The 22659-nt window shown below is 65.4% G+C and carries 19 protein-coding genes; 6 read left to right on the top strand and 13 right to left on the bottom strand.

The window, feature by feature from the left end; translation table 11 throughout:
• Together rbbA and ACE3S9_RS02895 are read right to left on the bottom strand one after the other, a co-directional pair.
• A partial coding sequence (gene rbbA / locus ACE3S9_RS02900) for a ribosome-associated ATPase/putative transporter RbbA (RefSeq protein ID WP_374544928.1) occupies positions 1-1971 on the bottom strand: 1971 nt, incomplete at its 3' end.
• Entirely contained in the window at positions 1968-2981 is a 1014-nt protein-coding gene (locus tag ACE3S9_RS02895) for an HlyD family secretion protein (RefSeq protein ID WP_374544927.1), read from the bottom strand. The genes ACE3S9_RS02895 and rbbA, both read right to left, overlap by 4 nt.
• A gap of 193 nt (positions 2982-3174) precedes the next feature.
• Here ACE3S9_RS02895 and ACE3S9_RS02890 point away from each other — a divergent pair, with 193 nt between their 5' ends.
• Positions 3175-3849 (top strand): TetR/AcrR family transcriptional regulator, encoded by a 675-nt coding sequence (locus ACE3S9_RS02890; RefSeq protein ID WP_374544926.1) that lies wholly within the window; start codon positions 3175-3177, stop codon positions 3847-3849.
• Positions 3850-3852: 3 nt separating this feature from the next.
• On the top strand, positions 3853-4713 hold the full coding sequence (locus ACE3S9_RS02885; protein ID WP_374544925.1) for a tRNA nucleotidyltransferase: 861 nt from the start codon (positions 3853-3855) through the stop codon (positions 4711-4713).
• On the opposite strand, the gene ACE3S9_RS02880 is transcribed toward ACE3S9_RS02885, so the two are convergent.
• The 5 genes from ACE3S9_RS02880 to ACE3S9_RS02860 all read right to left on the bottom strand — a co-directional run bounded on the left by ACE3S9_RS02880 (position 4710) and on the right by ACE3S9_RS02860 (position 12918).
• A complete protein-coding gene (locus ACE3S9_RS02880) occupies positions 4710-7892 on the bottom strand; it encodes an efflux RND transporter permease subunit (protein ID WP_374544924.1) in 3183 nt (1060 codons plus the stop codon). The two genes, ACE3S9_RS02885 and ACE3S9_RS02880, sit on opposite strands and share 4 nt — an antisense overlap.
• A gap of 22 nt (positions 7893-7914) precedes the next feature.
• A complete protein-coding gene (locus ACE3S9_RS02875; RefSeq protein ID WP_374544923.1) occupies positions 7915-9069 on the bottom strand; it encodes an efflux RND transporter periplasmic adaptor subunit in 1155 nt (384 codons plus the stop codon).
• 5 nt (positions 9070-9074) lie between these two features.
• Complete coding sequence (locus ACE3S9_RS02870; protein ID WP_374544922.1) at positions 9075-10634, bottom strand: efflux transporter outer membrane subunit; 1560 nt, start codon at positions 10632-10634, stop codon at positions 9075-9077.
• A 350-nt stretch (positions 10635-10984) separates the two neighbouring features.
• Positions 10985-11722 (bottom strand): acetoacetate decarboxylase, encoded by a 738-nt coding sequence (locus tag ACE3S9_RS02865; protein ID WP_374544921.1) that lies wholly within the window; start codon positions 11720-11722, stop codon positions 10985-10987.
• A gap of 29 nt (positions 11723-11751) precedes the next feature.
• The gene (locus tag ACE3S9_RS02860; protein ID WP_374544920.1) at positions 11752-12918 is read right to left on the bottom strand and encodes a patatin-like phospholipase family protein; all 1167 of its coding nucleotides are present in this window, start codon (positions 12916-12918) and stop codon (positions 11752-11754) included.
• A 199-nt stretch (positions 12919-13117) separates the two neighbouring features.
• Between ACE3S9_RS02860 and ACE3S9_RS02855 the strand changes: the two genes are divergently transcribed.
• On the top strand, positions 13118-14209 hold the full coding sequence (locus ACE3S9_RS02855; RefSeq protein ID WP_374544919.1) for an AraC family transcriptional regulator ligand-binding domain-containing protein: 1092 nt from the start codon (positions 13118-13120) through the stop codon (positions 14207-14209).
• 9 nt (positions 14210-14218) lie between these two features.
• On the opposite strand, the gene ACE3S9_RS02850 is transcribed toward ACE3S9_RS02855, so the two are convergent.
• Positions 14219-15472: a NupC/NupG family nucleoside CNT transporter gene (locus tag ACE3S9_RS02850; RefSeq protein WP_374544918.1), complete on the bottom strand. Its 1254-nt coding sequence runs from the start codon at positions 15470-15472 to the stop codon at positions 14219-14221.
• Between the two features lie 31 nt (positions 15473-15503).
• Positions 15504-16688, bottom strand: coding sequence for a chromate efflux transporter (chrA, locus tag ACE3S9_RS02845; protein WP_374544917.1), 1185 nt, complete (start codon positions 16686-16688; stop codon positions 15504-15506).
• A gap of 116 nt (positions 16689-16804) precedes the next feature.
• Here chrA and ACE3S9_RS02840 point away from each other — a divergent pair, with 116 nt between their 5' ends.
• Positions 16805-17335 (top strand): flavin reductase family protein, encoded by a 531-nt coding sequence (locus ACE3S9_RS02840; protein ID WP_374544916.1) that lies wholly within the window; start codon positions 16805-16807, stop codon positions 17333-17335.
• 23 nt (positions 17336-17358) lie between these two features.
• Positions 17359-17628, top strand: coding sequence for a hypothetical protein (locus tag ACE3S9_RS02835; protein WP_374544915.1), 270 nt, complete (start codon positions 17359-17361; stop codon positions 17626-17628).
• 53 nt (positions 17629-17681) lie between these two features.
• Here ACE3S9_RS02835 and fabI read toward each other — a convergent pair whose 3' ends face one another.
• The 4 genes from fabI to ACE3S9_RS02815 form a co-directional block, all read right to left on the bottom strand.
• A complete protein-coding gene (gene fabI / locus ACE3S9_RS02830; protein WP_374544914.1) occupies positions 17682-18509 on the bottom strand; it encodes an enoyl-ACP reductase FabI in 828 nt (275 codons plus the stop codon).
• Positions 18510-18564: 55 nt separating this feature from the next.
• Positions 18565-19428: a 3-hydroxybutyryl-CoA dehydrogenase gene (locus ACE3S9_RS02825; RefSeq protein WP_374544913.1), complete on the bottom strand. Its 864-nt coding sequence runs from the start codon at positions 19426-19428 to the stop codon at positions 18565-18567.
• 176 nt (positions 19429-19604) lie between these two features.
• Positions 19605-20261, bottom strand: coding sequence for a 3-oxoacid CoA-transferase subunit B (locus tag ACE3S9_RS02820; RefSeq protein ID WP_374544912.1), 657 nt, complete (start codon positions 20259-20261; stop codon positions 19605-19607).
• The gene (locus ACE3S9_RS02815) at positions 20258-20914 is read right to left on the bottom strand and encodes a CoA transferase subunit A (RefSeq protein ID WP_374544911.1); all 657 of its coding nucleotides are present in this window, start codon (positions 20912-20914) and stop codon (positions 20258-20260) included. The genes ACE3S9_RS02820 and ACE3S9_RS02815 overlap by 4 nt, the downstream gene beginning before the upstream one ends.
• Positions 20915-21227: 313 nt before the next feature.
• Between ACE3S9_RS02815 and ACE3S9_RS02810 the strand changes: the two genes are divergently transcribed.
• Positions 21228-22659, top strand: a 1432-nt coding sequence (locus ACE3S9_RS02810; RefSeq protein WP_374544910.1) for a diguanylate cyclase domain-containing protein, incomplete at its 3' end; no start/stop codon positions are given.

The raw sequence follows: 22659 nt of genomic DNA, 5'->3' as shown, positions 1-22659 counted from the left end.
GGGCATGGCGCCGTCGATCCAGATCGCGACTTCCGGCCTCTTGCCCGTCGTCAGATCCTTGCCGAAGCGGGCGGGGATTTCGATGGCGAGTTTCAACTCGCCGCTGGCGAGGCGGCGCTCCAGATCGGCTTCGGATGTAATGTCGGGCCGCTGGCGGAAATAGCGCGAGCCGGAGAAATTTTCGAGCAATTCGCGGCTTTGCAGCGAATTGTCCTGGTCATAGACGGCGTAGGCGAGATTTTCGACGTCGAAGGAAATGCCATAGCCGAAGGTCAGCATCAGCACCAGCGGGCCGAGCACGGCGAAGGCGAGGCGCAGCCGGTCGCGCAGGATCTCCATGGCCTCGCGGCGGGCATAGGCCCACAGCCGCGCGGGGTCGAACAGCTTCGGCTTGTCGGCGCGCGTCCGCGCGCCGTCGTGAAAGGCGGCCGCGCCGCTGTCCGGCTCCGAGGCCGCTTCCAGACAAGCGATGAAAGTCTGTTCGAGATTATCCTTGCCGCTCTGCGCCACCAGTTCGGCCGGCGCGCCGACCGCCAGCACCTTGCCGGCGTGCATCAGCGAGATTCGGTCGCAGCGCTCGGCCTCGTTCATGAAATGGGTCGAGATGAAAATGGTGACGCCATCCTCGCGCGACAGCGCGATCAGCATGCGCCAGAAGGAATCCCGCGCCACCGGATCGACGCCGGAGGTTGGTTCGTCGAGGATCAGCATTTCCGGGCGGTGGATCACGGCGACGGCGAGTTGCAGGCGCTGGCGCATGCCGAGCGGCAGGCTGTCGGGGCGCAGATCGGCGGCCTCGACCAGGTCGAACCGTTGCAGCATCTCGTCGACGCGAGACGCGATCTCGGCTTCGGGCAGTTCGAACAATTCGGCGTGCAGCCGCAGGTTCTGGCGCACGGTCAGTTCGCTGTAGAGCGAGAAGCTCTGGGACATATAGCCGACGCGCCGCCGCGTCGCCATGTCGGAGGCGTCGAGCTTCTGGCCGAACAGCCGCGCCTCGCCTTCGCTCGGCGGCAGCAGGCCGGTCAGCATTTTCATGGTGGTGGATTTGCCGCAGCCGTTGGAGCCGAGGAACCCGAAAATCTCGCCGCGCCGGATCTTGAAGCTGACGTGATCGACGGCGGTGAAGGCGCCGAAGCGGCAGGTGAGGTTTTCCGCTTCGATGGCGTAATCCTCGCCGTCGGCCGGCAGCGGCGGCAACACGATCGGCGCATGGTCGGCGCGGGCTTCCGGCGGCAGCAGCGCGATGAAGGCGGCGTCGAGCGTCGGCTGGCCGGTCTGCGCGCGCAATTCGGCGGGCGCGCCGACGCCGATGATCTTGCCGTCGTTCAGTGCGGCCAGCCAGTCGAACCGTTCGGCCTCCTCCATATAGGCCGTGGCGACGGCGACGCTCATGCCGGGGCGCCGCGCGCGGATGCGGTCGATCAGCTCCCAGAATTGCCGCCGCGACAGGGGATCGACGCCGGTGGTCGGCTCGTCGAGGATCAGCAGGTCCGGGTCATGGATCAGCGCGCAGCACAAGGACAATTTCTGCTTCATGCCGCCGGACAATTGCCCTGCCGGGCGATCCGGGAAGGGGGCGAGGCCGGTCGCGTCCAGCAGTTCGGCGATGCGTGCGGCGCGCTCCTCCGCGCCCTGGCCGAACAGGCGGCCGAAGAAGTCGATATTCTCGAACACCGACAAAGTGGGATAGAGATTGCGGCCCAGGCCCTGCGGCATATAAGCGATGCGCGCGGCGCAGGCGGCGCGATGGGCGGCGTCGGCCATATTGCCGTCGAGCGCCCGCACCGCGCCCGACTGGATGCGCCGTACCCCCGCCGTCAGCGCCAGCAGGGTCGATTTGCCGACGCCGTCCGGCCCGATCAGGCCAAGCATCCGGCCGGCGGGCAATTGCAGGGTGACGCCGTCGAGCGCCCGCACGTTTCCGTAAACATGCGTGACCTGATCGAGTTCGGCGACGAATCCGCTCATTGCGGCAGCTTGACCGCGAGAAAATCGGGCCAGCTCTTCGCCGAATCCGTGCGCATGAAGCCCACGCCGCGGACGCCGGTCTTGACCGCGCTCTCATATTTGCGCAGCAGGTCGGGCGGCAAGGTGAGCTTGACGCGGAACATCAGCTTTTCGCGCTCTTCGCGCGTCTCGACCGTCTTGGGCGTGAACTGCGCCTCGCTGGCGATGAATGACACTTTGGCCGGCACGACATATTGCGGAATGGCGTCGAGGATCAGCCGGGCGTCGTCATTATAAGCGAGCCGCGCCGCGACCGAGGACGGGACGAAGACCGTCATATAGACGTCGGTCAGGTCGATCAGGGTCAGCACGCGCGAACCGGCGCCGAGCACTTCGCCGGCCTGGGCGAGCTTATATTCGATGCGGCCGCGGCGCGGCGCCTTCAGCTCCATATCGTCGAGCAGCGACTGGATACGGGCGCTGTCGGCCTTGGCGGCGTCAATGGCCGCGATGGCGTCGTTCCGGCTGGCCTTGGCCGCATTGAGCGCGGCTTCGGACACCAGCAGGACCGAACGGCGCTGGTCGAGCAGTTCGGTGGTGGCGAAGCCCTTGGCGTGCAGGGCCTCGACGCGCTCCATTTCCTGTTCGGCGAGCTTGCGCTCGCTTTCGCGCTGGACGATGACCGCCTCGGCCAGCGCCTGGGCTTGTTCGGAGCGGCGCTCGACCGCCTGCGCGCCCTGCAATTGCGCCTGCAGTTCCGAGACGTCCATTCGGGCGAGGACCTGGCCCTGATCGACCTGATCGCCTTCCTTGACCAGCACTTCGGCGATGCGGCCCGGGATCTTGGTGGCGATTTCGACCTGCTCGGATTCGAGCCGGCCATTGGCGCTGGCGAAGCCGTCCGGCAGGCGGTTCGGCTGAAGCTTGCGCAACAAGGCGTCAAAAGCGTCATTGGCGGCGGCCGGGGCGGGCGCCCCCGCCAGCAGAGCGAAGCCTAGAAGAAAGGCGCGGACGAGGGTTTTTGATGTCATGAGTCTGCGTCTCAAGAGTCTGCGTCTCAAGGTTTTCTTGGCCGCCGGTTCCGATCGCGTGACGTCCCGGCCTGGCCGGACGCGCCGCGCGACGATTTCGCCTTTGCCGCGAGAGGGCTTGCGGTTTATATCAAGCTGATCAAAATTGAACAAGAATGTTCAAACGGCGGCAAAGCCGATCGGAGAGGGAAGCGTGAGCGGGGCCAGCGGCTCGCAACGGCAGATCTATCGCGCGGCGATGCAGCTTTTCGCCGAGCGCGGCGACGCGCGCATGACCGTCTCCGAACTGGCGCAGGCGGCGGGGGTCGCCCGCGGCACGATCTATAACAATCTCGGCGATCTCGGCGGCCTGTTCGATCTCGTCGCCGCTGAACTGGCGTCGGAGTTGAACCAGCGCTTGAACGCGGCGCTCGCCGGCCTCGACGATCCTGCCCTGCGGCTCGCCGCCGGCTTGCGCCTGTGCCTGCGCCGCACCCATGAGGAGCCGCAATGGGGCCGGTTTCTGTGCCGGTTCGGCTGCAGCGCCGCCGCGCTTCAGGAGGTCTGGCGCGGCCAGCCGCTTGCGGACCTGCACGCTGGCCTCGCGCGCGGGCGCTATCTGTTTCGCGAGGACCAGCTCGATTCGGTGCTGGGCTTTATCTCCGGCGCGGCCATCGGCGCCATGATGACCGTGCTTGAGGGCCTGAAGACCTGGCGCGAGGCCGGCGTCGATCTGGCCGAACTAACCCTGACGGCCCTTGGCGTGCCGCGCGAGGAAGCGCGGACGATCGCGCTGATCGATCCGCCTTTGCTGGCGGAGGGCGCCTTTCCCGAACGCGGCGGGACATTGGCAGGACAATTGCTAGCCGTGCGGGAACTCGAGGCATAAGCCATGGCTGAAAAATCCCCGCCGCCCTCGCTGGCCGATTTCGCGCAAACCCATCCCGCGCTCGGCATTCTTCGTCACGCCGCACTGCTGGCGGAAGCGGAGGGCGCGCCCGATGACGAAGAGCTGGATCTGCTTTACGAACAGGCTGACGCCGGTTTCCTGCTCGACACCTTGCCCTCGGAGATCTGGCCTGAGCTCGCGCGCGGCCTGATGGGGCGGGCGCCCTCGCGCATGTTGCGCAATCTCCGGGAATGCGGCGCGCTTGAGCAGATCCTGCCGGAAGTCGAGGCCTTGTTCGGCGTGCCGCTGCTGTCCGATGAGCCTGCCGAGGTCGACCTTGGCGAGCATGTGCTGGCCTCGCTCGACGAGGCGGCCGGCGCCGACGCGCCCCTGAGCGTGCGTTTCGCCTTGCTGGTCATGCATTCCGGCAAGTCGGATTCGCCGAAGGAGCATTTGCCCGTCCATTACAAGCATGTCGAACGCGGCGCCCCGCGCATCGAGGCGCTCGCCGCGCGTTTTCAGGTCGCCGACGAAAGCCGCTCCCTTGCGTTGCAGGCTTTGTCCGAGTGCGAAAGGGTGCATCGCGTCTCGAAAATGCGCGCCGGTCCGGTCGCCTTGATGCTGGAGCGGTTGGGCGCCTTCGACTCGCCGGAAGGCTTCGTGCGGATCATGGCGGTCTGCGCCGCCGATTTCCGCGCCTTTCCGGGGCGATCCGGCAAGCCCTATCCCAAGGCGGCGCTGCTCGATGTCGCCCTGAAGGCCTGCGCCGCCATTTCAGGCTCGGACGATGCGGCGACCGAAGCCCGCGCGCTGGCCATCGCGCGGGCCTTTCATTCGCAGCGCTGGACGGGCGACGAGGATTAGGCTTCTTTCGCCACCGGTTCCGTCGCGGCGGGCGAAGGCTGACCGCCGGACTTTTTCGCCTTGCGCGATTCCTCGAAACGCTGCAGCACCGCGAAGAAGGACGGCACGAACAGCACCGCCAGACAGGTCGAGGCGATCATGCCGCTGAACACGCTGATGCCGAGCGATTTGCGCGCGTTGGCGCTCGCGCCTGTCGCAAGCACCAACGGCAAGACGCCGAGGATGAAGGCGAAGGAGGTCATCAGGATCGGGCGGAAGCGGGTGCGCGAGGCTTCGACCGCCGCGTCGATGATCGATTTGCCGTGGAGCAGGCGCTGCTCGCGCGCGACCTCGACGATGAGAATGCCGTTTTTCGCGGAAAGCGCGATCAGCAGCATCAGGCCGATCTGCGTATAGAGATTGTTGGCGGCGCCGAGCGAGGTCAGCGTGATCACCGGGCCGAGCAAAGCGAGCGGCACGGCGGAAAGTACCGCCAGCGGCAGGATCCAGCTCTCATACTGGCCGGCGAGAACGAGATAGACCAGCAGGATCGACAGGCCGAACACATAGTAAAGCTGGTTGCCGGTGATCTTCTCCTGATAGGACATCCCCGTCCATTCGAAGCTGACGTCACTGGGCAGCACCCGCCTAGCAATGGCCTCCATTGCCGCCATCGACTGTCCCGAGCTGAAGCCGCGCGACGATCCGCCGACGATCGTCGCGGACGGATAGAGATTGTAATTCGTCAGCAGCGCCGGCGCGGCGACCGAGCTCAAATGCGCGACGGAGCCGATCGGAACCATATTGTTGTCCTGACTGCGGACATAAAGATTCAGAAGGTCGTCGGGGCGAAGGCGGAATTGCGAATCCGCCTGAACATAGACCTGCAGCGATTGGCCGAATTTGTTGAACTGGTTGACATAGGTCGAACCGATATAATCGGTCAGCGTCGAGAAGACGTCGCCGACGCTGACCCGCAGATCCTGCACGCGGTCGCGGTCGACCGTCACCGTGACCTGCGGCGCGTTGTTGCGGAACGTCGTCGCCACATTCGACACCGACGGCTCCTTGGCCGCTTCCGCCACGATCTGGTCCGCGAGATTGCCGAGCTTCACGTAATCGGTGCTGCCGCCGAGCAGTTCAAGCTGCATCTGGAAGCCGCCGGCGTTGCCGATGCCCTGGATCGCCGGTGGAGGCAGGACAAGCGCCTTGCCGTCGGGCAGGTCGGCGACCGCGGCTGACAGGCGTTTGTAAATCGAAATCAGATCCTGATCTTTTTCCTTGAGCCGATCGTCGAACGGCTTGAGCACCACCCAGGCGACGCCGGCGTTGAACAGGTCGGCGCTGTTGTCGAGAACGGACAGGCCCGCGACGGTGATCACCTTTTCGACGCCCGGAACCTGCATCGCCTTTTCGGTGACCTTGTTCAGGGAGTCGACGGTGCGGCCCATGGAAGCCGCTTCGGGAAGCTGGACCGAGACCATGAGATAGAGCTGGTCGTCGATCGGAATGAAGGCGGTCGGGATTCGCGCGAGTCCCCAGAAGCCGAGACCGGACACGATGAGCGCCAGGATCACCATCAGCCCGCTGCGGTGTACCATGCGGCTGATGAAGCCGGTATAGCCATGCTCCATGCGGTCATAGACCGCGTTGAAGCCGCGATAGAAAAAATTCCGCTTTTCCGGCGGCACGGGGGTGCGCAGCCAGAGCGCGCATTGCGTGGGCTTCAGCGTCGCGGCGTTGACCGCGCTGATCAGGGCGGTCACGGCGATGACCAGCGCGAATTGCGCGAACATGTTGCCGGTGAGGCCGGGCACGAAGGCCGCAGGCAGGAACACGGCCATCAGAACCAGCGTGATGCCGATGATCGGGCCGAACAATTCGTCCATGGCCTTGATCGCGGCGGGAACGCCCGGAATGCCCTGTTCGATATATTTGCTCACGCCCTCGACGATGACGATGGCGTCGTCCACCACGATGCCGATGGCCAGAACGATGCCGAACAGGGTCGAGAGGTTGACGGAATATCCGAGCGCCGCCATGCCCGCGAAGGCGCCGATGATCGTGACCGGCACGGTGGTCGCGGGGACGAGCGTGGCGCGGAAATTCTGCAGGAAGACCAGGATCACGATCAGAACCAGAACGCCTGCCTGCCAGAGGGTCTTGTAGACCTCGCCGATCGAATCCTTGACGAAGATGGTCGTATCGTAGGGAACGGAATAGCGCAGGCCCTCGGGGAACCGCTTGGCCATGGAATCCATGGCGGCCTTCACTTCCTTGGCGACGTCGAGCGAGTTCGATTCCGGCGTTTGATAAATGGCGATGCCCGCGCCGGGCTTGCCGTTGAGGCGGAAGTCCTGCGAATAGGTCTGCGCGCCGAGATCGATCCGCGCCACGTCGCTGAGATGGATCAGGCGACCGCCCTGGGCGGTCTGGTCCTTGATGACGATATTGGCGAATTCAGCGGGCTCGTCGAGGCGCGCCTTGACGTCCACCGTATACTGGAACTCGATGTCGCCCGGCGCCGGCGGCATGCCGACCTGGCCGGCGGCGATGTTCTGGTTCTGCTGACGGATGGCGTTGATCACGTCTTTCGGCTGCAGACCGAAGGACTGCAGCTTGTTGGGATCCATCCAGATGCGCATCGAATAGTCGCCGGCGCCCATCACCTTGACGCTGCCGACGCCCGGCAGTCGCGACAACACGTTGACCAGGTTGATCGTCGCGTAATTGCTCATATAGAGCGCGTCATATTTGTTGTCCGGCGAATCGAGCGCGACGAACAGCAGGATGGCGGTGTTCTTCTTCTGGACGCTGACGCCCTGCGCCTGCGCCGCTTCGGGCAGGGAGGCCTGGGCGAGCTGGACGCGGTTCTGGACCAGCACCTGGTCCATGTTCGGATCGGTGCCGATCTCGAAGGTGACGGTCAGGGTATAGGTGCCGTCCGGCGCGCTGGTCGACTCCATATAGAGCATGTGGTCAACGCCGTTGACCTGGTTCTCGATCGGCAGCGCGATCGTATTGAACACGGTCTGGGCGCTGGCGCCGGGATAAGACGTGGTGACCTGGACGGTCGGCGGCACGACATTGGGATATTGCGAGATCGGAAGGCGGTACAGCGACACCGCGCCGATGAGGACGAGCACGATCGCCAGCACATTGGCCAGAACCGGGCGCTCGATGAAAAATTTGGAGATCATCGGCTTTGGTCTCCGCTTCCGGTTATTGCGCGATCTGCGTCAGCTTGGGCGTGACGGTCAGGCCAGCCGAAGCCCGCCACAATTCGCCCACCACGATGCGGTCGTTGCGGTCGATCCCGCTCGTGATTTCCTGCAGCGAGCCAACGGTCTGGCCAAGCTGGACATAGCGCTTCTCGATGACGTTGCTGGCGTTGACGACCAGCAGGAAGCGGCCGCCCTGGTCCTCCTGCAGCGCCTGTTGCGGCACCAGCAGGGCGCTCTGCACCACCTTGCCCATCGGCAGGCGCACCTTGACGAACACGCCGGGCAGTAAAGCGCGGTTGGCGTTGGGGATCAAGCCGCGCACATAGAGCGTGCCGGTCGTCGCGTCGATCTGAGGCGCGACGAATTCCAGCGTTCCCTTGTGCGGAAAGCCGGTTTCATCCGACAAGGCGGCCTCGATCGGAATCTTGTGCAGCTCTTCGAGCGAGAGGCGCCGCTGGTCGAGATTGGTCCGGATCTGGAGGGCCTGCTGCGAGCTGATATTGGCGACGACATAGATCGGGTCGAGCTGGGTGATCTGCGCCAGCACCGCGGTCTGGGCGCTGGCGCCGACCATATTGCCGGCGTCGATCAGATGTTTGCCCATCTGGCCGTCGAACGGTGCAAGCACCTGCGTATAGCTCAGATTGAGCTGGGCCAGCGCGACCTGGGCCTGCGCCCCGTCGATATTGGCCTCGGCCGTCTGCTGCTCGAACACCCAGTGATCGACCTCGACCTGCGAGGTGGCGCGCTGTTTCAGCAGCGCGGTATAGCGCCCGACTTCAAGCTTGGCGTGGTCGCGCGCGACGGTCGCCGCCTGGAGCTGCGCCTGCGCCTGCTGCAATTGCGCCTTGTATTGGTCCTGCTGGATCGTGAACAGCAGGTCGCCCTTCTTGACGAGGGCGCCGTCTTCGAAATGGATCTGCTCCAGATAGCCGGGGACGCGGGCGACCAGCTTCACCTGATTGACGGCCTCGGCGTTGCCGACGATTTCAAGCGTGTCGCTGACCGTCTGCGTTCGGGGCGTCGCAACCGGAATGACCGGCGGGGCGGCGGGCGCGGGCGTTTGGGCGAAGGCGGCCGGGGCGGCGGCAAGCATGAGGACGGCGCCGGCCAGGGCCGCGCGCCGCGCGGTGCGGTCAAAAAGAACTTTCATGGCGATCACCATTGCGGCGGCCTCACAGTCGGTCCGAGGTCAGACGGGCCGGGCAGCCCGGGCGTCGCCGGCGGCTTCTGACCGGCGGGCGGGAGCAATTCGCCCCAATTGGTGCGCGCGCGCATCTCGTCGCGGACGGGTTCGGGAACGAAATCCCGGCCCCAGCGGATCTGCCAGCCGCCGCCGAGCGCGCGATAGGCGGTGGTCAGGCTGACCGCGACATTTCCTTGCGCGGTGGCGAGATTGTTTTGCGCCGTATAAAGGTTCTGCTCGGCGGTCAGCACGGTGGTGAAGTCGCGCGTGCCGAGCTGGTACTGGCTGAGCGCAATCGTCAGCGCATTGCTCGCCGCGTTCACGCTCTGCTTGAGATAGCCGACCTGCTGGCGGCCCTGGACATAGCCGGAAAGACCGTCCTCGACCTCGCGCTGCCCCTTCAGCACCGTGTTCTTGTAATTGATCAGCAGCGCCTGCAATTCGGCGTCCTGCGCGCGGACGTTGTTGGTGATCTGGCCGTAGTTCAGGATCGGCCAGCTGAAGGACGGGCCGAAGGCGAAGCCGATGCTCGGCTGTGTGAACAAAGGCTTGAGCGTTGCGCCGTTGGTGGTGCTGGCGGCGGTGCCGAGCGCCCCGCTCAGCGTGAAGGCCGGATAGAGATCCGCCTCGGCCATCCCGACCTGCGCGCTTTGCGCCACGGCTTTCAGCTCGGCGGCGCGGACGTCGGGGCGCCGGCGCAGCAGTTCGGCCGGAATGCCGACCGCCACCGTCGCGGGCGGCGCGGGAATGCCGCGCGGCGACCGCAGCAGACCGTCGACGTCCTGCGGCGGCTCGCCGAGCAGGACCCCCAGCGCGTTCACCTGCTTGAGCAATTGCGCGGTATATTGCGGGATCGCGGCCTGGGTCTGGGCCAGCACGTTCTGCGCCTGATAGACGTCGAGCTCGGAGGTCGCGCCGCCCTTGAACCGCGCCTGCGCGATTTCCAGCGCCTGCTTCTGTTTGACGACGTTCGACTGGGCGATGGCGATCTGCGCCTGCAAGGTGCGGATGTTGATGTAATTGGCCGCGACGTCGCCGATCAGGCTGACCAGCACGTCGTCATAGCCGGCGATCGAGGCGAGATAGGCGGCGTCGGCGGATTCGACGCCGTGTCGGAACTTGCCCCACAGGTCGATCTCCCAGGCGACCTGGCCGCCGAGATTGACCCGCCAGAAATTGTTCTTGATCGCATTGCCGGGATTGGCCGTGGCGTCGCTTTGCGGCAGCTTCGTGTAATCGGCGACGCCATTGAGCTGCTGGGTCTGCGGATAGACTTCGCCGACCGCCTCGCCGAGAATCGCCCGCGCCTTCAGGACGCGCGCGCCGGCCTCCATCAGCGTCAGGTTCTGGTCATAGGCCAGAGCGACAAGCCGGTTGAGCGTCGGGTCGCGGAAAGCGGTCCACCAGTTGCGATAATCCTCACGGCTGGTCTTGATCGACGCGGCGCGAGCCTCGCGCCAATTCGCCGCCACCGGCGCGTCGGGCGTGACGAAATTCGGACCGATCGAACAGGCGGCGATAGGCGCCGTCACGGCGAGCGCCGCAAGCTTCGCGACCCCGCGCGGAAAACGTCTGGCGATCCCGCGCGGCAAACGCGGCGCGCCGATCGTTCGGCCCGAAGGCCGGGACATGCCGCGACAAAGGATCATCAAACTTCCTGTCTCCGGGCGTTAACCGGAAATCAACGCAAACTTGATTTAATTCTATTGATTCTGGCGAAATGTTATTTTCCGCTGATCTTGCGATCAAGCGAACCCAGTCGCGCGCCGCTGTTTCTCCACAGCCGTTGCATCGGCGCAACAGGTTGAATTCCCGCGAAAACACAATGACTTATCGTCACCCCGCCGGAGCGGGGCGCCGATTTGTCGCGCGGGCGCGTCGTTCAGGCCAGATAATCGTGCACGACCTTGCCGAGATCGAGGGTCAGGTCGGCGAGGATGTGAACCGCCGACACCACCTCCCGCACCGGCAGTTCCGCGACCGGCGCGAGCGCATGGTGGAACAGCTCCAGCGCCGCCGGGCCGGTCCAGGCGCCCTTCAGATTGACGTCGATCAGCTTGTATTCGACTAGCTCGCAGATGCGCGGCGTCCCGTCGACATGGGGAATGATCTTGAGCAGGAAGTTCGGCGCCTCCAGCGACGCCTTCACCGCCGCGAGATCAGCCTGCTTGTGTTTGTAACCCATGGTGCCGACCGCGACCCGGCACGGGCCGTAATGCAACTGGCCCACCAGCGTGTCGATTTCGGCCTTCAGCGTTGGGCTGGCGAGTTTCTTCGGGAAGCCCCACAGCTCGCGTCCGCCGGCGATCGGCGGATGGTCATCGAGGAACATGCAATGGGTATAGCCGCCCTTGCGACCCTGAAACGACACCGGAATGACCTGTCCAGTCTCGGTATAATCGCCGAAGCCGGTCGAATCCGGCATGCGGATGAACTCGTATTTCACCAGCGGCTCATCGATCTGCAGCGGCTCGGGCACGACTTCGCGCAGTTTGTCCGGATCGGTGCGATAGGTGATGATGAGATATTCGCGATTGACGAAGCGATAGGGGCCGATGGGATAGGCCGGGCTCGTCAAAGGCATGGCGAAGGCGTTCTTGCGGACGTCGGCTTCTTTCATGGAACATTCCTTTTGGGGCGGCGCGGCGATCAGGCCTCGCGGGAGAAATCGAACACGCGAAAGCCTTCGCGATTATGGGGACGCTGCAGGACTTCCGGATGGGAAAGCGCCTTGCGCGCGGCCTCATAGCCCGCGCTCCAATGCTCCTCCATCGTGCGGCGCGAGAATTCGTAATCCTTCGACGTCCCCTCGTAATTCTTGGCGTGATAGATGAGGTGGACGATGTTGTAGACGGATTCGTCGGCCTCCCGGGCGAGATAATCGACTTCTGGCAGAGCGCGAATATCTTCGGGCAAATGCTGGTAGGCCTGACGGAATATCCGCCTCAGACGTTGCATATTGATGACCTGGTGGGTCGCCTCGCGGGTGCGGCTCGAAAACTGGATGTCCTTTTGGCGCACCTCGGCCTCGGCGAGATCGCGCGGCAACTCCCCCGTGGCGCTCCACAGATCGACCTGGAAAGTCAGCGTGTCCGTGCGCGGCTTGGAATCGAGCACCCATTGCAGCGGCGTGTTGGAGACGATGCCGCCGTCCCAGTAAAATTCGCCGTCGATTTCGGTGGCGGGGAAGCCCGGCGGCAGCGAGCCGCTCGCCATGATGTGGCGGAAATCGATGCGATGGGTGGCGGAGTCGAAATAAGTGAAATTGCCGTCGCGCACATTGACCGCGCCGACGCTGAGTCGGGTCTGTTTCGCATTGATCCGGTCGAAATCGACCAGCCGCTCCAGCGTCTGCCGGAGCGGCGAGACGTCGTAATGGCTGAGTTCGGAGGGTTTCGGCGCCGGCCAGACGAAGGGCGAGGGCACGCGCGGGTGAAAGAAGCCCGGCGCGCCGAGCGCCGCAATGCCGAAGGCGCGGAACTGGTTGATGGCGCGGTGAACGAAATCGTTCATATGCTTGATATTCGGATTATAGGGCGTGCCGAACGGGCCGAGCGGGGGCTCGCTGACCTTCTCCCAGAAAGCGCGCAGCTTTTCGATGCGCTTGTCGGGTTCGTTGCCGGCGATCAGCGCCGAATTGATCGCGCCGATCGAAATGCCGGCCACCCAGTCGGGATGGATATTGGCTTCCGCCAGGCCCTGATAGACGCCGGCCTGATAGGAGCCGAGCGCGCCGCCGCCCTGAAGGACCAGCGCGACCGTCTTGAAGCCGGACGGCGCATCGCCTCCGGCGGGCTGCGTTGAATTTGCCGTCATGAACCGTCCCGCAACCGAGGGTGAATCGCCCCTGACCCTCGCCCGGAAAATTTCCGGTGACAAGCCGAAAAATTGACCGCCGGGCAGGATTGCGCGGGGGCTGCTTTCAGCGTTTGTTGATGGCGCGACGGGCGACGGTCAAATCGCCCTGCTCAAGCCCGCGAGCGCCATCCGAACGGCGGCGTTGGGCTTGGATCGATTGAACGGATTTCGTTTCGCGATGGCGGCCAAATTCGACCGGTACGACTTTTCCGCCGACGCGCTCCAGCGCGCGAGCGTGCTGACCGGCGTTCCGAAATTGCTGGCCGCCTTTGGCGTGCCGGTCGAGGCGGTTCGGGAGGGGCTCGACGTGAACCCTCGCGCCTTCGAGGATCCCGACTTCCGGCTGCCTTTCGCAACGGCCGGACGGATCCTCGACCGCTGCGCGCGCCTTACCGGCTGCGGCCATTTCGGCCTGCTGCTCGGCGCCGCGCACGATCATCGCATTCTCGGCCTTCCCGGCGCCTTGATGAGCCATTCGCCGACTTTGGGCGCGGCTTTGTCCGGTTTCGTGCGGCTGCAGCAGATGAATTCGCAGGGCGCGGCCGTCTATCTGCGCCGGTTCGACGACGCCGTGGTCATCGGCTATGGCGTCTATGACCGCCACGCGGTCGGACATGAACAATTCCTGCCCCTGGTGATGGCCATGGCGCTCAACATTGTTCGGGCGCTGACCGGCGGCGCCGCGCGGGTGGCGGAACTGCATTTTTCCATCCGGCCGCCCGCGGACCCGAAACCCTATTTCGCGCATTTCGGCGCCCCGATCCTGTTCAACCGCCATGAAACCGGCGCTGTGCTGCCCCGCGCCATGCTGGACGCGCCGGTCATCGACGCCAGGGCTTCCGAGCTTGAGCGGCTGTCGCGCCCGGTCGCGGCGGCGCAATCGGCGGCCGAGGGCGCGCGGCCCTGGACCGCTCGGGTCCGGCACGCGATGAAGCCGCTGTTGCTGCGCGGCGAACCGACCACGGCGGCGATGGCGGCGCATCTCGATCTTTCGGCGCGCACGCTGACCCGCCGCCTGTCGGAAGAGGGCGCGCGGTTTCAGATTCTGCTGGAAGAGGTCCGCTTCACGGCCGCGCGCGAATTGCTGCTCCTGACCGACCTGCCCATCGGCGATATCGCTTTGGCGCTGTCTTATGCGGCGCATGCGCCCTTTGTCGAAGCCTTCCGGCGCTGGGCGGGAATTCCGCCGTCGACCTGGCGGGCGGCGCGCAAGGGAGAGGCGCGAGAGGGAGAGGCGCTCACGCCGTAACGATCGGCGTCAGATCAGCGCGCCGATCACCGCGCCGCCCATCAGCGAGGCCAGGGTTCCGGACGCTAGCGCGCGGAAGCCGAGCGCGACGATGTCGTGCTTGCGCTCGGGCGCCATGGCGCAGAGGCCGCCGACCAATATGCCGACCGAGCCGAAATTGGCGAAGCCGCACAAGGCGTAGAGCAGGATCAGCCGCGAGCGCAGGCTCAGCGCGCTGTCCGGGGTGGCGGCGAGATCGACATAAGCGATGAATTCGTTGAGCACGGTTTTCGTGCCGAGCAGACGCGCCGCCGCATCGAGATCGGCCGGCTCGATGCCGATGGCGAAGGCGAGCGGCCGGTAGAGCCAGGAAAAGACTCGTTGCAGGCTGAGCGGCGCGCCCCACAGATCGGGCAGGGCGCCCAGCATGAAATTGACCAGCGCGACCAAGGCAAGCAGCACGATCATCTGCGCCAGCACATTGGCGAGGATGATGATTCCGTCGCTTGTGCCGCGCGCCAGCGCCTCCAGCGCATTGCGCGGCGGGTCCTCGATCACGATGGCCGCGTCGCCGTCGCCCGGCAGGCGCGGCGCGAAGGGGATCAGGATGGCGGCGACGGCTATGGCCGCCGGCGCGGAGATCAGCGCGGCGGTCAGCACATGGCCGAAGGCCTCTGGAATGGCCGCGCCGAGAATATGACCATAGATCACCATGACCGAGCCCGCTATGCCGGCCATGCCGGCGGACATCAGCGCGAACAATTCTCCGCGCTGCATTTGCGCGAGATAGGGGCGGATCAGGATCGGCGATTCCACCATGCCGACGAAGAAATTCACCGCAGCGCCCGTGCCGAGCGCGCCGCCGACGCCGACCGAGCGGCGCAGCACGAAAGCCATGCCGGCGACGACTTTCTGCATGATTCCCCAGTGAAACAGCAGAGCCGACAAGGCGCAGATCACCAGAATGAGCGGAAAGACGTGAAAGGCGAGGATCAGCGGCGAGCCCTTGCCGTTGAGTTCGAAGGGCAGCGGCGCGCCGCCGAGATAGCCGAACACGAAACTGGTTCCGGCCTCGGTCGCGCGGTCGAGCGCCCCGACGCCGGCCGCCAGTTGCGCCATGAAAACGCTGGCTGGCGGAAATTTGAGCAGCAGGACGGCGAGCGCCGCCTGCAGTCCGACGCCCGCGACCACCATCCGCCACGGGATGGCGCTGCGGTTCTCGCTGAAGATAAGAGCGAGGCCGAGCAGGCAGGCGAGACCGAACAGAGCGTGCAGCACATTCATGGCGGGACCGGAAGGCGAAGCGGCGGCGGGATCACACGGCGGCGGCGAGCGAGGCCGCCAGCGCGCCGAGGATCACCACTGCCCAGGGCGGCGTTTTCCAGACCGCAAGCAATAGAAAGGCCAGCACGGCGAGGCCGAAATCGCGCGCCGAGAAAATCGCGCCGGTCCAGACCGGATTATAGAGCGCGGCGAGCAGCAGCCCGACCACGGCGGCGTTGACGCCTTTCAGCGCGCCTTGCGCTTCGGGGCGCGCGCGGAGGTCGCTCCAATAGGGCAGCACGGCCAGCACCAGCAGGCAGGACGGCAGATAGATCGCGACCAGGCAGAGCAGGGCGCCGAACAGGCCGTTGGGCGATCCAATCATGGCGGCGCCGAGAAAGGCCGCGAAGGAGAACAGGGGCCCCGGAACCGCCTGGGCCGCGCCATAGCCCGCCAGAAAGGCGTCGGCGTTGATCCAGCCCGGCGGAACGACCGCCTGCTGGAGCAGCGGCAGCACGACATGGCCACCGCCGAACACCAAAGCCCCGGCGCGATAAAAGGCGTCGAACAGGTCTATGGCGTGGCTCTCCGTCGCCTGGGCCAGAACCGGCAGGCCGAACAGCAGCGCGACAAAGGCGACCGCCGCAGCGATGGCGCCCCTGCGCCAGGGGAGATGCGGCGCGGGCTGCGGCGTCGCGGCATCGGCGAGGTAAAACAGCCCGAACAGGCCGCCCGCGACAATGGCGGCGATTTGTCCGCCCGATGACGGAACCGCCAGCGCCAGAGCGGCGGCGAGCGCGGCCAGCGTCGCGCGCGGGCGATCCGGGCACAGGCTTTTCGCCATCATCCAGACCGCTTGCGCCACCACCGCCACTGCCACGATCTTCAAGCCATGCAGCCAGGGCCGATGAGCGAGATCGCCCAGGGCGGACAGGCCATAGGCGAAGGCCACCAGAGCGAGGGCTGAGGGCAGGGTGAAGCCGAGCCAGGCGGCGAAGCCGCCGCACAGGCCGGCGCGATGCAGGCCAAGCGCGAAGCCGACCTGGCTGCTGGCGGGGCCGGGCAGGAATTGGCACAAGGCGACCAGATCGGCGAAAGCCGCCTCGTCGATCCAGCGGCGGCGCTCGACCAGATCGGCGCGGAAATAGGACAGATGGGCGATCGGTCCGCCGAAACTGGTCAGTCCGAGACGCAGAAAAGCCCAGAACACTTCAAGGCAGGCGGCGTTTGCTTTCATGAGGGCGAATCCGGGCTGGGACGCCAGTTTGGCGCCGGCGGCGCGCACGGGCAATTGATGGCCGCGCTTTGCTCCAGCGCATTGCGCGGCGACCGCCGCCGGGCGACAGTGCGCCCATGCGCAATCTCGAACTCGACAAAGTCTATCAGAAGCTCGAACCGGGGCCGGTCGTGCTGTTGACAACGGCGGAATGCGGCCGTCCCAATGTCATGACCATGTCCTGGCACATGATGGTCGAGTTCAATCCGCCGCTGATCGCCTGCGTGGTCAGCGAAGCCGATTATTCCTTTCGGGCCCTCAGCCAGAGCGGCGAGGCGGTGATCGCCATCCCGCCCGCCGATCTCGCCGAGACCGTGGTCGGGATCGGCAATTGCTCCGGGCGCGACGTCGACAAATTCGCGCGTTTCGGCCTGACGGCGAAACGGGCGAACGAGGTCGAGGCGCCGCTGATCGAGCAATGTATCGTCAATATCGAATGCAAGGTGTTGGATCGCGGTATGGTCAAACGCTACAACCTTTTCATTCTCGAAGCGGTCAAGGCCTGGGTCGATCCGAAGCGCGCCGAGGCTCCGACCCTGCATCATTGCGGCTATGGCCGTTTCCGGATCGACGGCGAGGAACTGCGCCTGCGCTCGGCCAAGCCGTGAAAAGTTATTGATAGGGGGAGCCAATGCCAGTCTATCGTCTCGCCGCCATTCTTGCGGACGATCCTTCCTGGAAATATTCGATCGAAAAGACCCATGTCTGGGCCGGGGCGCCGTCGCCGGCCGATGCGCGCGATCTCGTCGCGGTCAAATCGGGCTTTTACAAGCTGGCGGAGCCGGGCGCCGTCTCACCGTGGAAGGACCCGCGCGTCACCTCCTGCGCCGAGGATGCGACCATGAATTATCCCGGCCCCGGCGAAGTGATCCGCGAGGACGGCAGCACGGTCAATCATTGACGAAAAAGCCGCCGGGAAGGCCCGGCGGCTGTCTCGATCTTGACAGTTTGCCGTCAGGCCACGTTATGCAAGCCGGCGTCGATATAGATCGTGTCGCCGGTCATGCCCGAAGCCGCGCCGCCGACCAGGAAGGCCACCACGCGACCGACCTCGGCGATATCGACCAGGCGATGGCCGGGGCTGCGCTTCACGGCCATTTCGATCAGTTCGTCGAAATCGGCGATGCCGCTCGCGGCGCGGGTTTTCAACGGGCCGGGCGAAACGGCGTAGACGCGGATGTTCTTTTCGCCCAGTTCCGCCGCGAGATAGCGGGTGGTCGCCTGCAACGCCGCCTTGACCGGCCCCATCACATTGTAATGGTTCACGACCTTGTCGGCGCCGTAATAGCTCATGGTCATCAGGACGCCGCCCTGCGTCATCAGCGGTTCGGCCAGCCGCGCCATTTCGATGAAGGAATAGCACGAGACGCGCATCGCCTGGGTGAAGCCGTCGAGCGAGCAGTCGATGACACGGCCGTGCAGATCCTCGCGCGGCGCGAAGGCGATGGAATGAATGACGAAATCGAGCCGTCCCCATTCGGCGGCGATGCGCTCGAACACGCTTTCCAACTCGCCCGGCTTCTGGACGTCGAGCGGCAACAGCAGGCTCGCCTCGATCTGCTCGGCGAGCGGCTGGACATAGGGCCGCGCCTTTTCGTTGAGATAGGTCAGCGCCAGTTCCGCGCCAAAGCCGCGCAATTTGGCGGCGCAGCCATAGGCGATGGAATTCTCGTTGCTGACGCCGACAATGAGGCCGCGCTTGCCCTTGAGCATTTCGCCGATCTTGAGATCGGGGTCCCAAACCTTCGGCAACGGGTCGATCTTGAGGGCCTGTTCGTCCATTTTCGCCTCCTGGAAGCAGGGCGCCGTCCGGCGGGGCCGGGCGGCGCGGCGGATGTCATTTCGCGGAATAGTCGAAGAAGCCGCGCTTGGTTTTGCGGCCGAGATAGCCGGCGTCGCACATCTGTTTCAGCAGCGGGCTGGGGCGGAATTTCGGATCGTTGAAGCCGGCGTAGAGCGTCTCCATCACGTCGAGCACGATATCGAGGCCGATCAGGTCGCCGAGCGACAGCGGACCCATCGGATGGGCGGCGCCGAGCTTCATCATGGCGTCGACGTCTTCCGGCGTCGCGACATTCTCGTAGACGCAATTGATCGCCTCGTTGATCATCGGGATCAGCACGCGATTGACGACGAAGCCGTAGGAATCGCGGGCGACGCGGGCGTCCTTGCCAATGGCGCTCACCAGGGAGGTGACGGCGGCGGCGACCTCGTCGCTGGTCTGCAGCGCGCGGATGATCTCGACCAGCGCCATCATTGGCACCGGATTGAAGAAATGCATGCCGATCACGCGCGACGGAATTTTGGTCGCGGCCGCGATCTTGGTCAGCGAAATCGACGAGGTGTTGGAGGCGAGCACGGCGTCGTCGCGGACAACGCGGTCGAGTTCGGAGAAGATCGCCTTTTTCACCTCGAATTTTTCGAGCACGGCCTCGACCACGAGATCGGCGTCGTGGAAATCCTCGACCGCCAGCGTGGTCTTGATCCGGCCGAGCGCGGCTTCGGCGGCGGCGGCTTCGAGCTTGTTCTTGGAGACGAGGCGTCCGAGGCTGCTCTCGACTACCGAACGGGCATGATCGAGCGCGCCCTGGGCGATATCGCGCAGCACGACCTCATAGCCTGAAACCGCGAAAGCCTGGGCGATCCCCGAGCCCATCGTGCCTGCGCCGACGACGCCGATTTTCTGGATTTTCAAAGTCATGGAAGCCTCATTCGCCGCGCCGCCCCGGATCGAGGCCGCATGGGCCGAACGGGGCGCGCCAGAAGAGGATCGGCGCCAATCGCAGATCCGTGGCGGCCGGGGGAAAGCCCCGGCCTTGCAACCTTATAAACGGCCCTTGACGCGATGACGACAGTTTCGCGCGGGACGCGCGCGGCTCAATCGGCCAGAGTCATTTCCGGGACGAAATCCGGGATGGTCAGTTTGGCGCTGGTCGCCGCAACGATTTCGGCGATTTCCACCGCGGGGGCGCGCTCGCGCAGGATCAGGCCGGCGTCGGTCGGCTCGATCACCGCGAGATCGGTGACGATCAGGGTGACGCGCCGGGTCGAGGTCAGCGGCAGTGTGCATTTCGGCACGATTTTCGGCCGGCCCTTGGCGGTGTGCTGCATGGCGACGATCACGCGGCGGGCGCCGGAAACCAGATCCATCGCGCCGCCCATGCCGGGAACCATGCGGCCGGGCACGACCCAATTGGCGAGGTGGCCGTTCTCGTCCACCTCGAGCCCGCCGAGCACGGTGGCGTCAAGATGGCCGCCCCGGATCAGGCCGAAGGACAAAGTGCTGTCGACCGTCGCGGCGCCCGGCACGGCCGAGACGAAGCCGCCGCCGGCGTCAGTGAGGTCCTCGTCCTCCATGCCTTCCGGCGGGCGCGAGCCCATGCCGACAATGCCGTTCTCGGACTGGAACAGGATTCCGGAATCGACCGGAATATGGCGGCACACGCCGGTCGGCAGGCCGATGCCGAGATTGACCAGGGTGCCGGGGTGCAATTCGCGCGCGACGCGGCGCTGGATGACTTCTTCCGGGCTCATGCGGCGCCTCTCAGGATGATGTAATCGACCAGGATGCCGGACGTCGAGACATTGTCCGGCGGAATGACGCCGACCGGCGATATCTCGCGCGGCTCGACCATGACCGTCTCGCCGGCCATCGCCATCACCGGATTGAAATTGGTCGCGGTGAGCTGATAGGCGAGATTGCCGGAATAATCGGCGCGGTCGGCGTGGATCAGCGCGAAATCCGCCCTGAGCGGCGGGGCGTAGAGCCATTGCTCGCCGTCGATGTCGATGACCTTCTGGCCGTCGGCGGCGATGGTGCCGAGGCCGGTCTTGGTCAGCACGCCGCCAAGGCCGAAGCCGCCGGCGCGGATGCGCTCGGCAAGCGTGCCCTGCGGCACCAGTTCGACCTGGATCGAGCCGTCGATCATGCCCTTCTGGGTCTCGGGATTGAGGCCGATATGGGAGACGATCGCCTTGGCCACCGCGCCGGTGCGGATCAGCCGACCGATGCCGTAATTCGGCTTGGCCGTGTCATTGGCGATGATGGTGAGATTCTTGCGGCCCAGTTCGACCAGCGCTTCGATGATTCGGTGAGGGCTGCCGACGCCCATGAAGCCGCCGATCATCAGAACGGCGCCGTCGGGGATCATTTCGGCGGCCTCTATGGCAGTGACGCCCTTTTTCATCGGCCGTTTTCCTCGCTCCTTGTGGCGGTTTCGCCGGAGGACGGCGAACGCGACCGCCGCCGTTGCAACGCGAATTTATGGGCCGTTTAATACGGTTGGATGAATACGACTTTTGACGTCGACCACCCGACGTCTTTGTCTGTAGCCACACCCTTTGCGTGTTATATAAATATATACACGCATAGATTGAGAGCTTGTTTACCCGCGCCGTTTACCGTCGACCCGCGTTCGCCTTTCGGGGACGCGGGGCGACGCCTCCCGGCGAGGGCAGCCCTGTTGGAATGGACTTCGCCACGGCGCCGAGGATCGTTCGTTGACATTGGCCCAGGCCCCCGCGCGCGTTTCGGCCGGAGCCTCCGCTCCGTCGCCGGCGCGCGCGCAAGGCGCCGTCGCGGCGCGCGGCGAAGGCGCGCTCTTTCTCGACGCCGCGCCGGCCCTGACGCTCGGCGGCGCCATGCTTGGCTGCAATTTCGGGTTGTGGACCAATTGCGCGGGCTGGGCGCTGGTGTTGGCGGCCGGAGTGAAGCTCGCCGTTCATGGGCTGGAAAGCCGCATCGGGACGGGATCGAAAATGCCGGCGGCCGCGCAGGGGCTCGCGGGTGCGGCTCTGGCGACGGCGCTGGGTTTCGTCTGTCTGGCGAACTTGCTTACCCCGACCCCCGCGAGCATCAGGACGGCCGCGGTGATCTCGATGGTCGGCTATGTGGCGTTGGCCTCGGAGCGTGAGACCGCGCGTCCGCGCCTTGCCGACCTGCACATCCTCGGCGCGCTTGGACTGTTCGGCGTCGGCGTCGGGCTGAGCTGGGACGATTACGCCCCGGTGGCGCTTGCAGCGACCCTGAGTCTCGGCTTCGCGCTGGTCATGGCCGTGCGCCGGCGAGCCCGCGCGCTGGGGCGCGTCGCCGAAGAAGAGCGCCGGTTGAGCGCCGCGCTCAACAGCATGAGCCAATCGGTCGGCCTGTTCGATTCCCAGGGGCGACTGATCGCCGGCAATGCGCAATTTCTTCGCATGTTCCGCCTGTTCGACCAGGCGGACCGCGACGCGCCGGTTGAGGAGTTGCTGCGGAAGAAGCTCGGGCTTCGGCTCAGGGATCCCGACAGCGTCGACGTTTTGTGCGAGGCGGCTTTACACATGGCGAAGAGGCGCGAGCGCGAGGGCGTCGTGGTCGATTTGGCCGATGCGCGCAGCATGGAATTCGCGTTCCAGCCGACGGCCGAAGGATTCGCTTTGCTGATCGAGGACGTCACCGCGCGGCGGGCCTCGGAATTGCGCGTCGAGAAAATGGCGCGGCTGGACGATCTGACCGGGCTCGCCAACCGGACGCGATTCCGCGAGGAATTGCAGAATGCGACCGCCGGCCTCGCGGCGGAGGCGAGGCCTTTCGCGGTGATGATGGTCGATCTCGACCGGTTCAAACAGGTCAATGATTCGCTCGGCCATCCGGTCGGCGACAAATTGCTGCAAAGAGTGGCGAAACGGATGCAGGAAATGGCCGAGGAGGGCGACATGGTGGCGCGTCTCGGCGGCGACGAATTCGTGTTCCTGCGCTTTGGCGGGCGCGAGCAGGCTGATTCTTTCGCCTCCCGCGCGGTCGAGACTCTGAGCGAACCTTATCACGTCGACGGCGCCAAGTTGATGATCGGCGCCTCGATCGGCATAGCCATGGCGCCGGAGGACGGCGCCGACGCCAATGACTTGATGAAATGCGCCGATATGGCGCTCTACGCGGCCAAGGACGCCGGGC

Origin of the sequence: Rhodoblastus sp., from assembly GCF_041915505.1 — a bacterium.
Classification (GTDB): domain Bacteria; phylum Pseudomonadota; class Alphaproteobacteria; order Rhizobiales; family Beijerinckiaceae; genus Rhodoblastus.
Note: the sequence above shows the minus strand (reverse complement) of the source record. Positions and strands in the feature narration are given on the sequence as shown.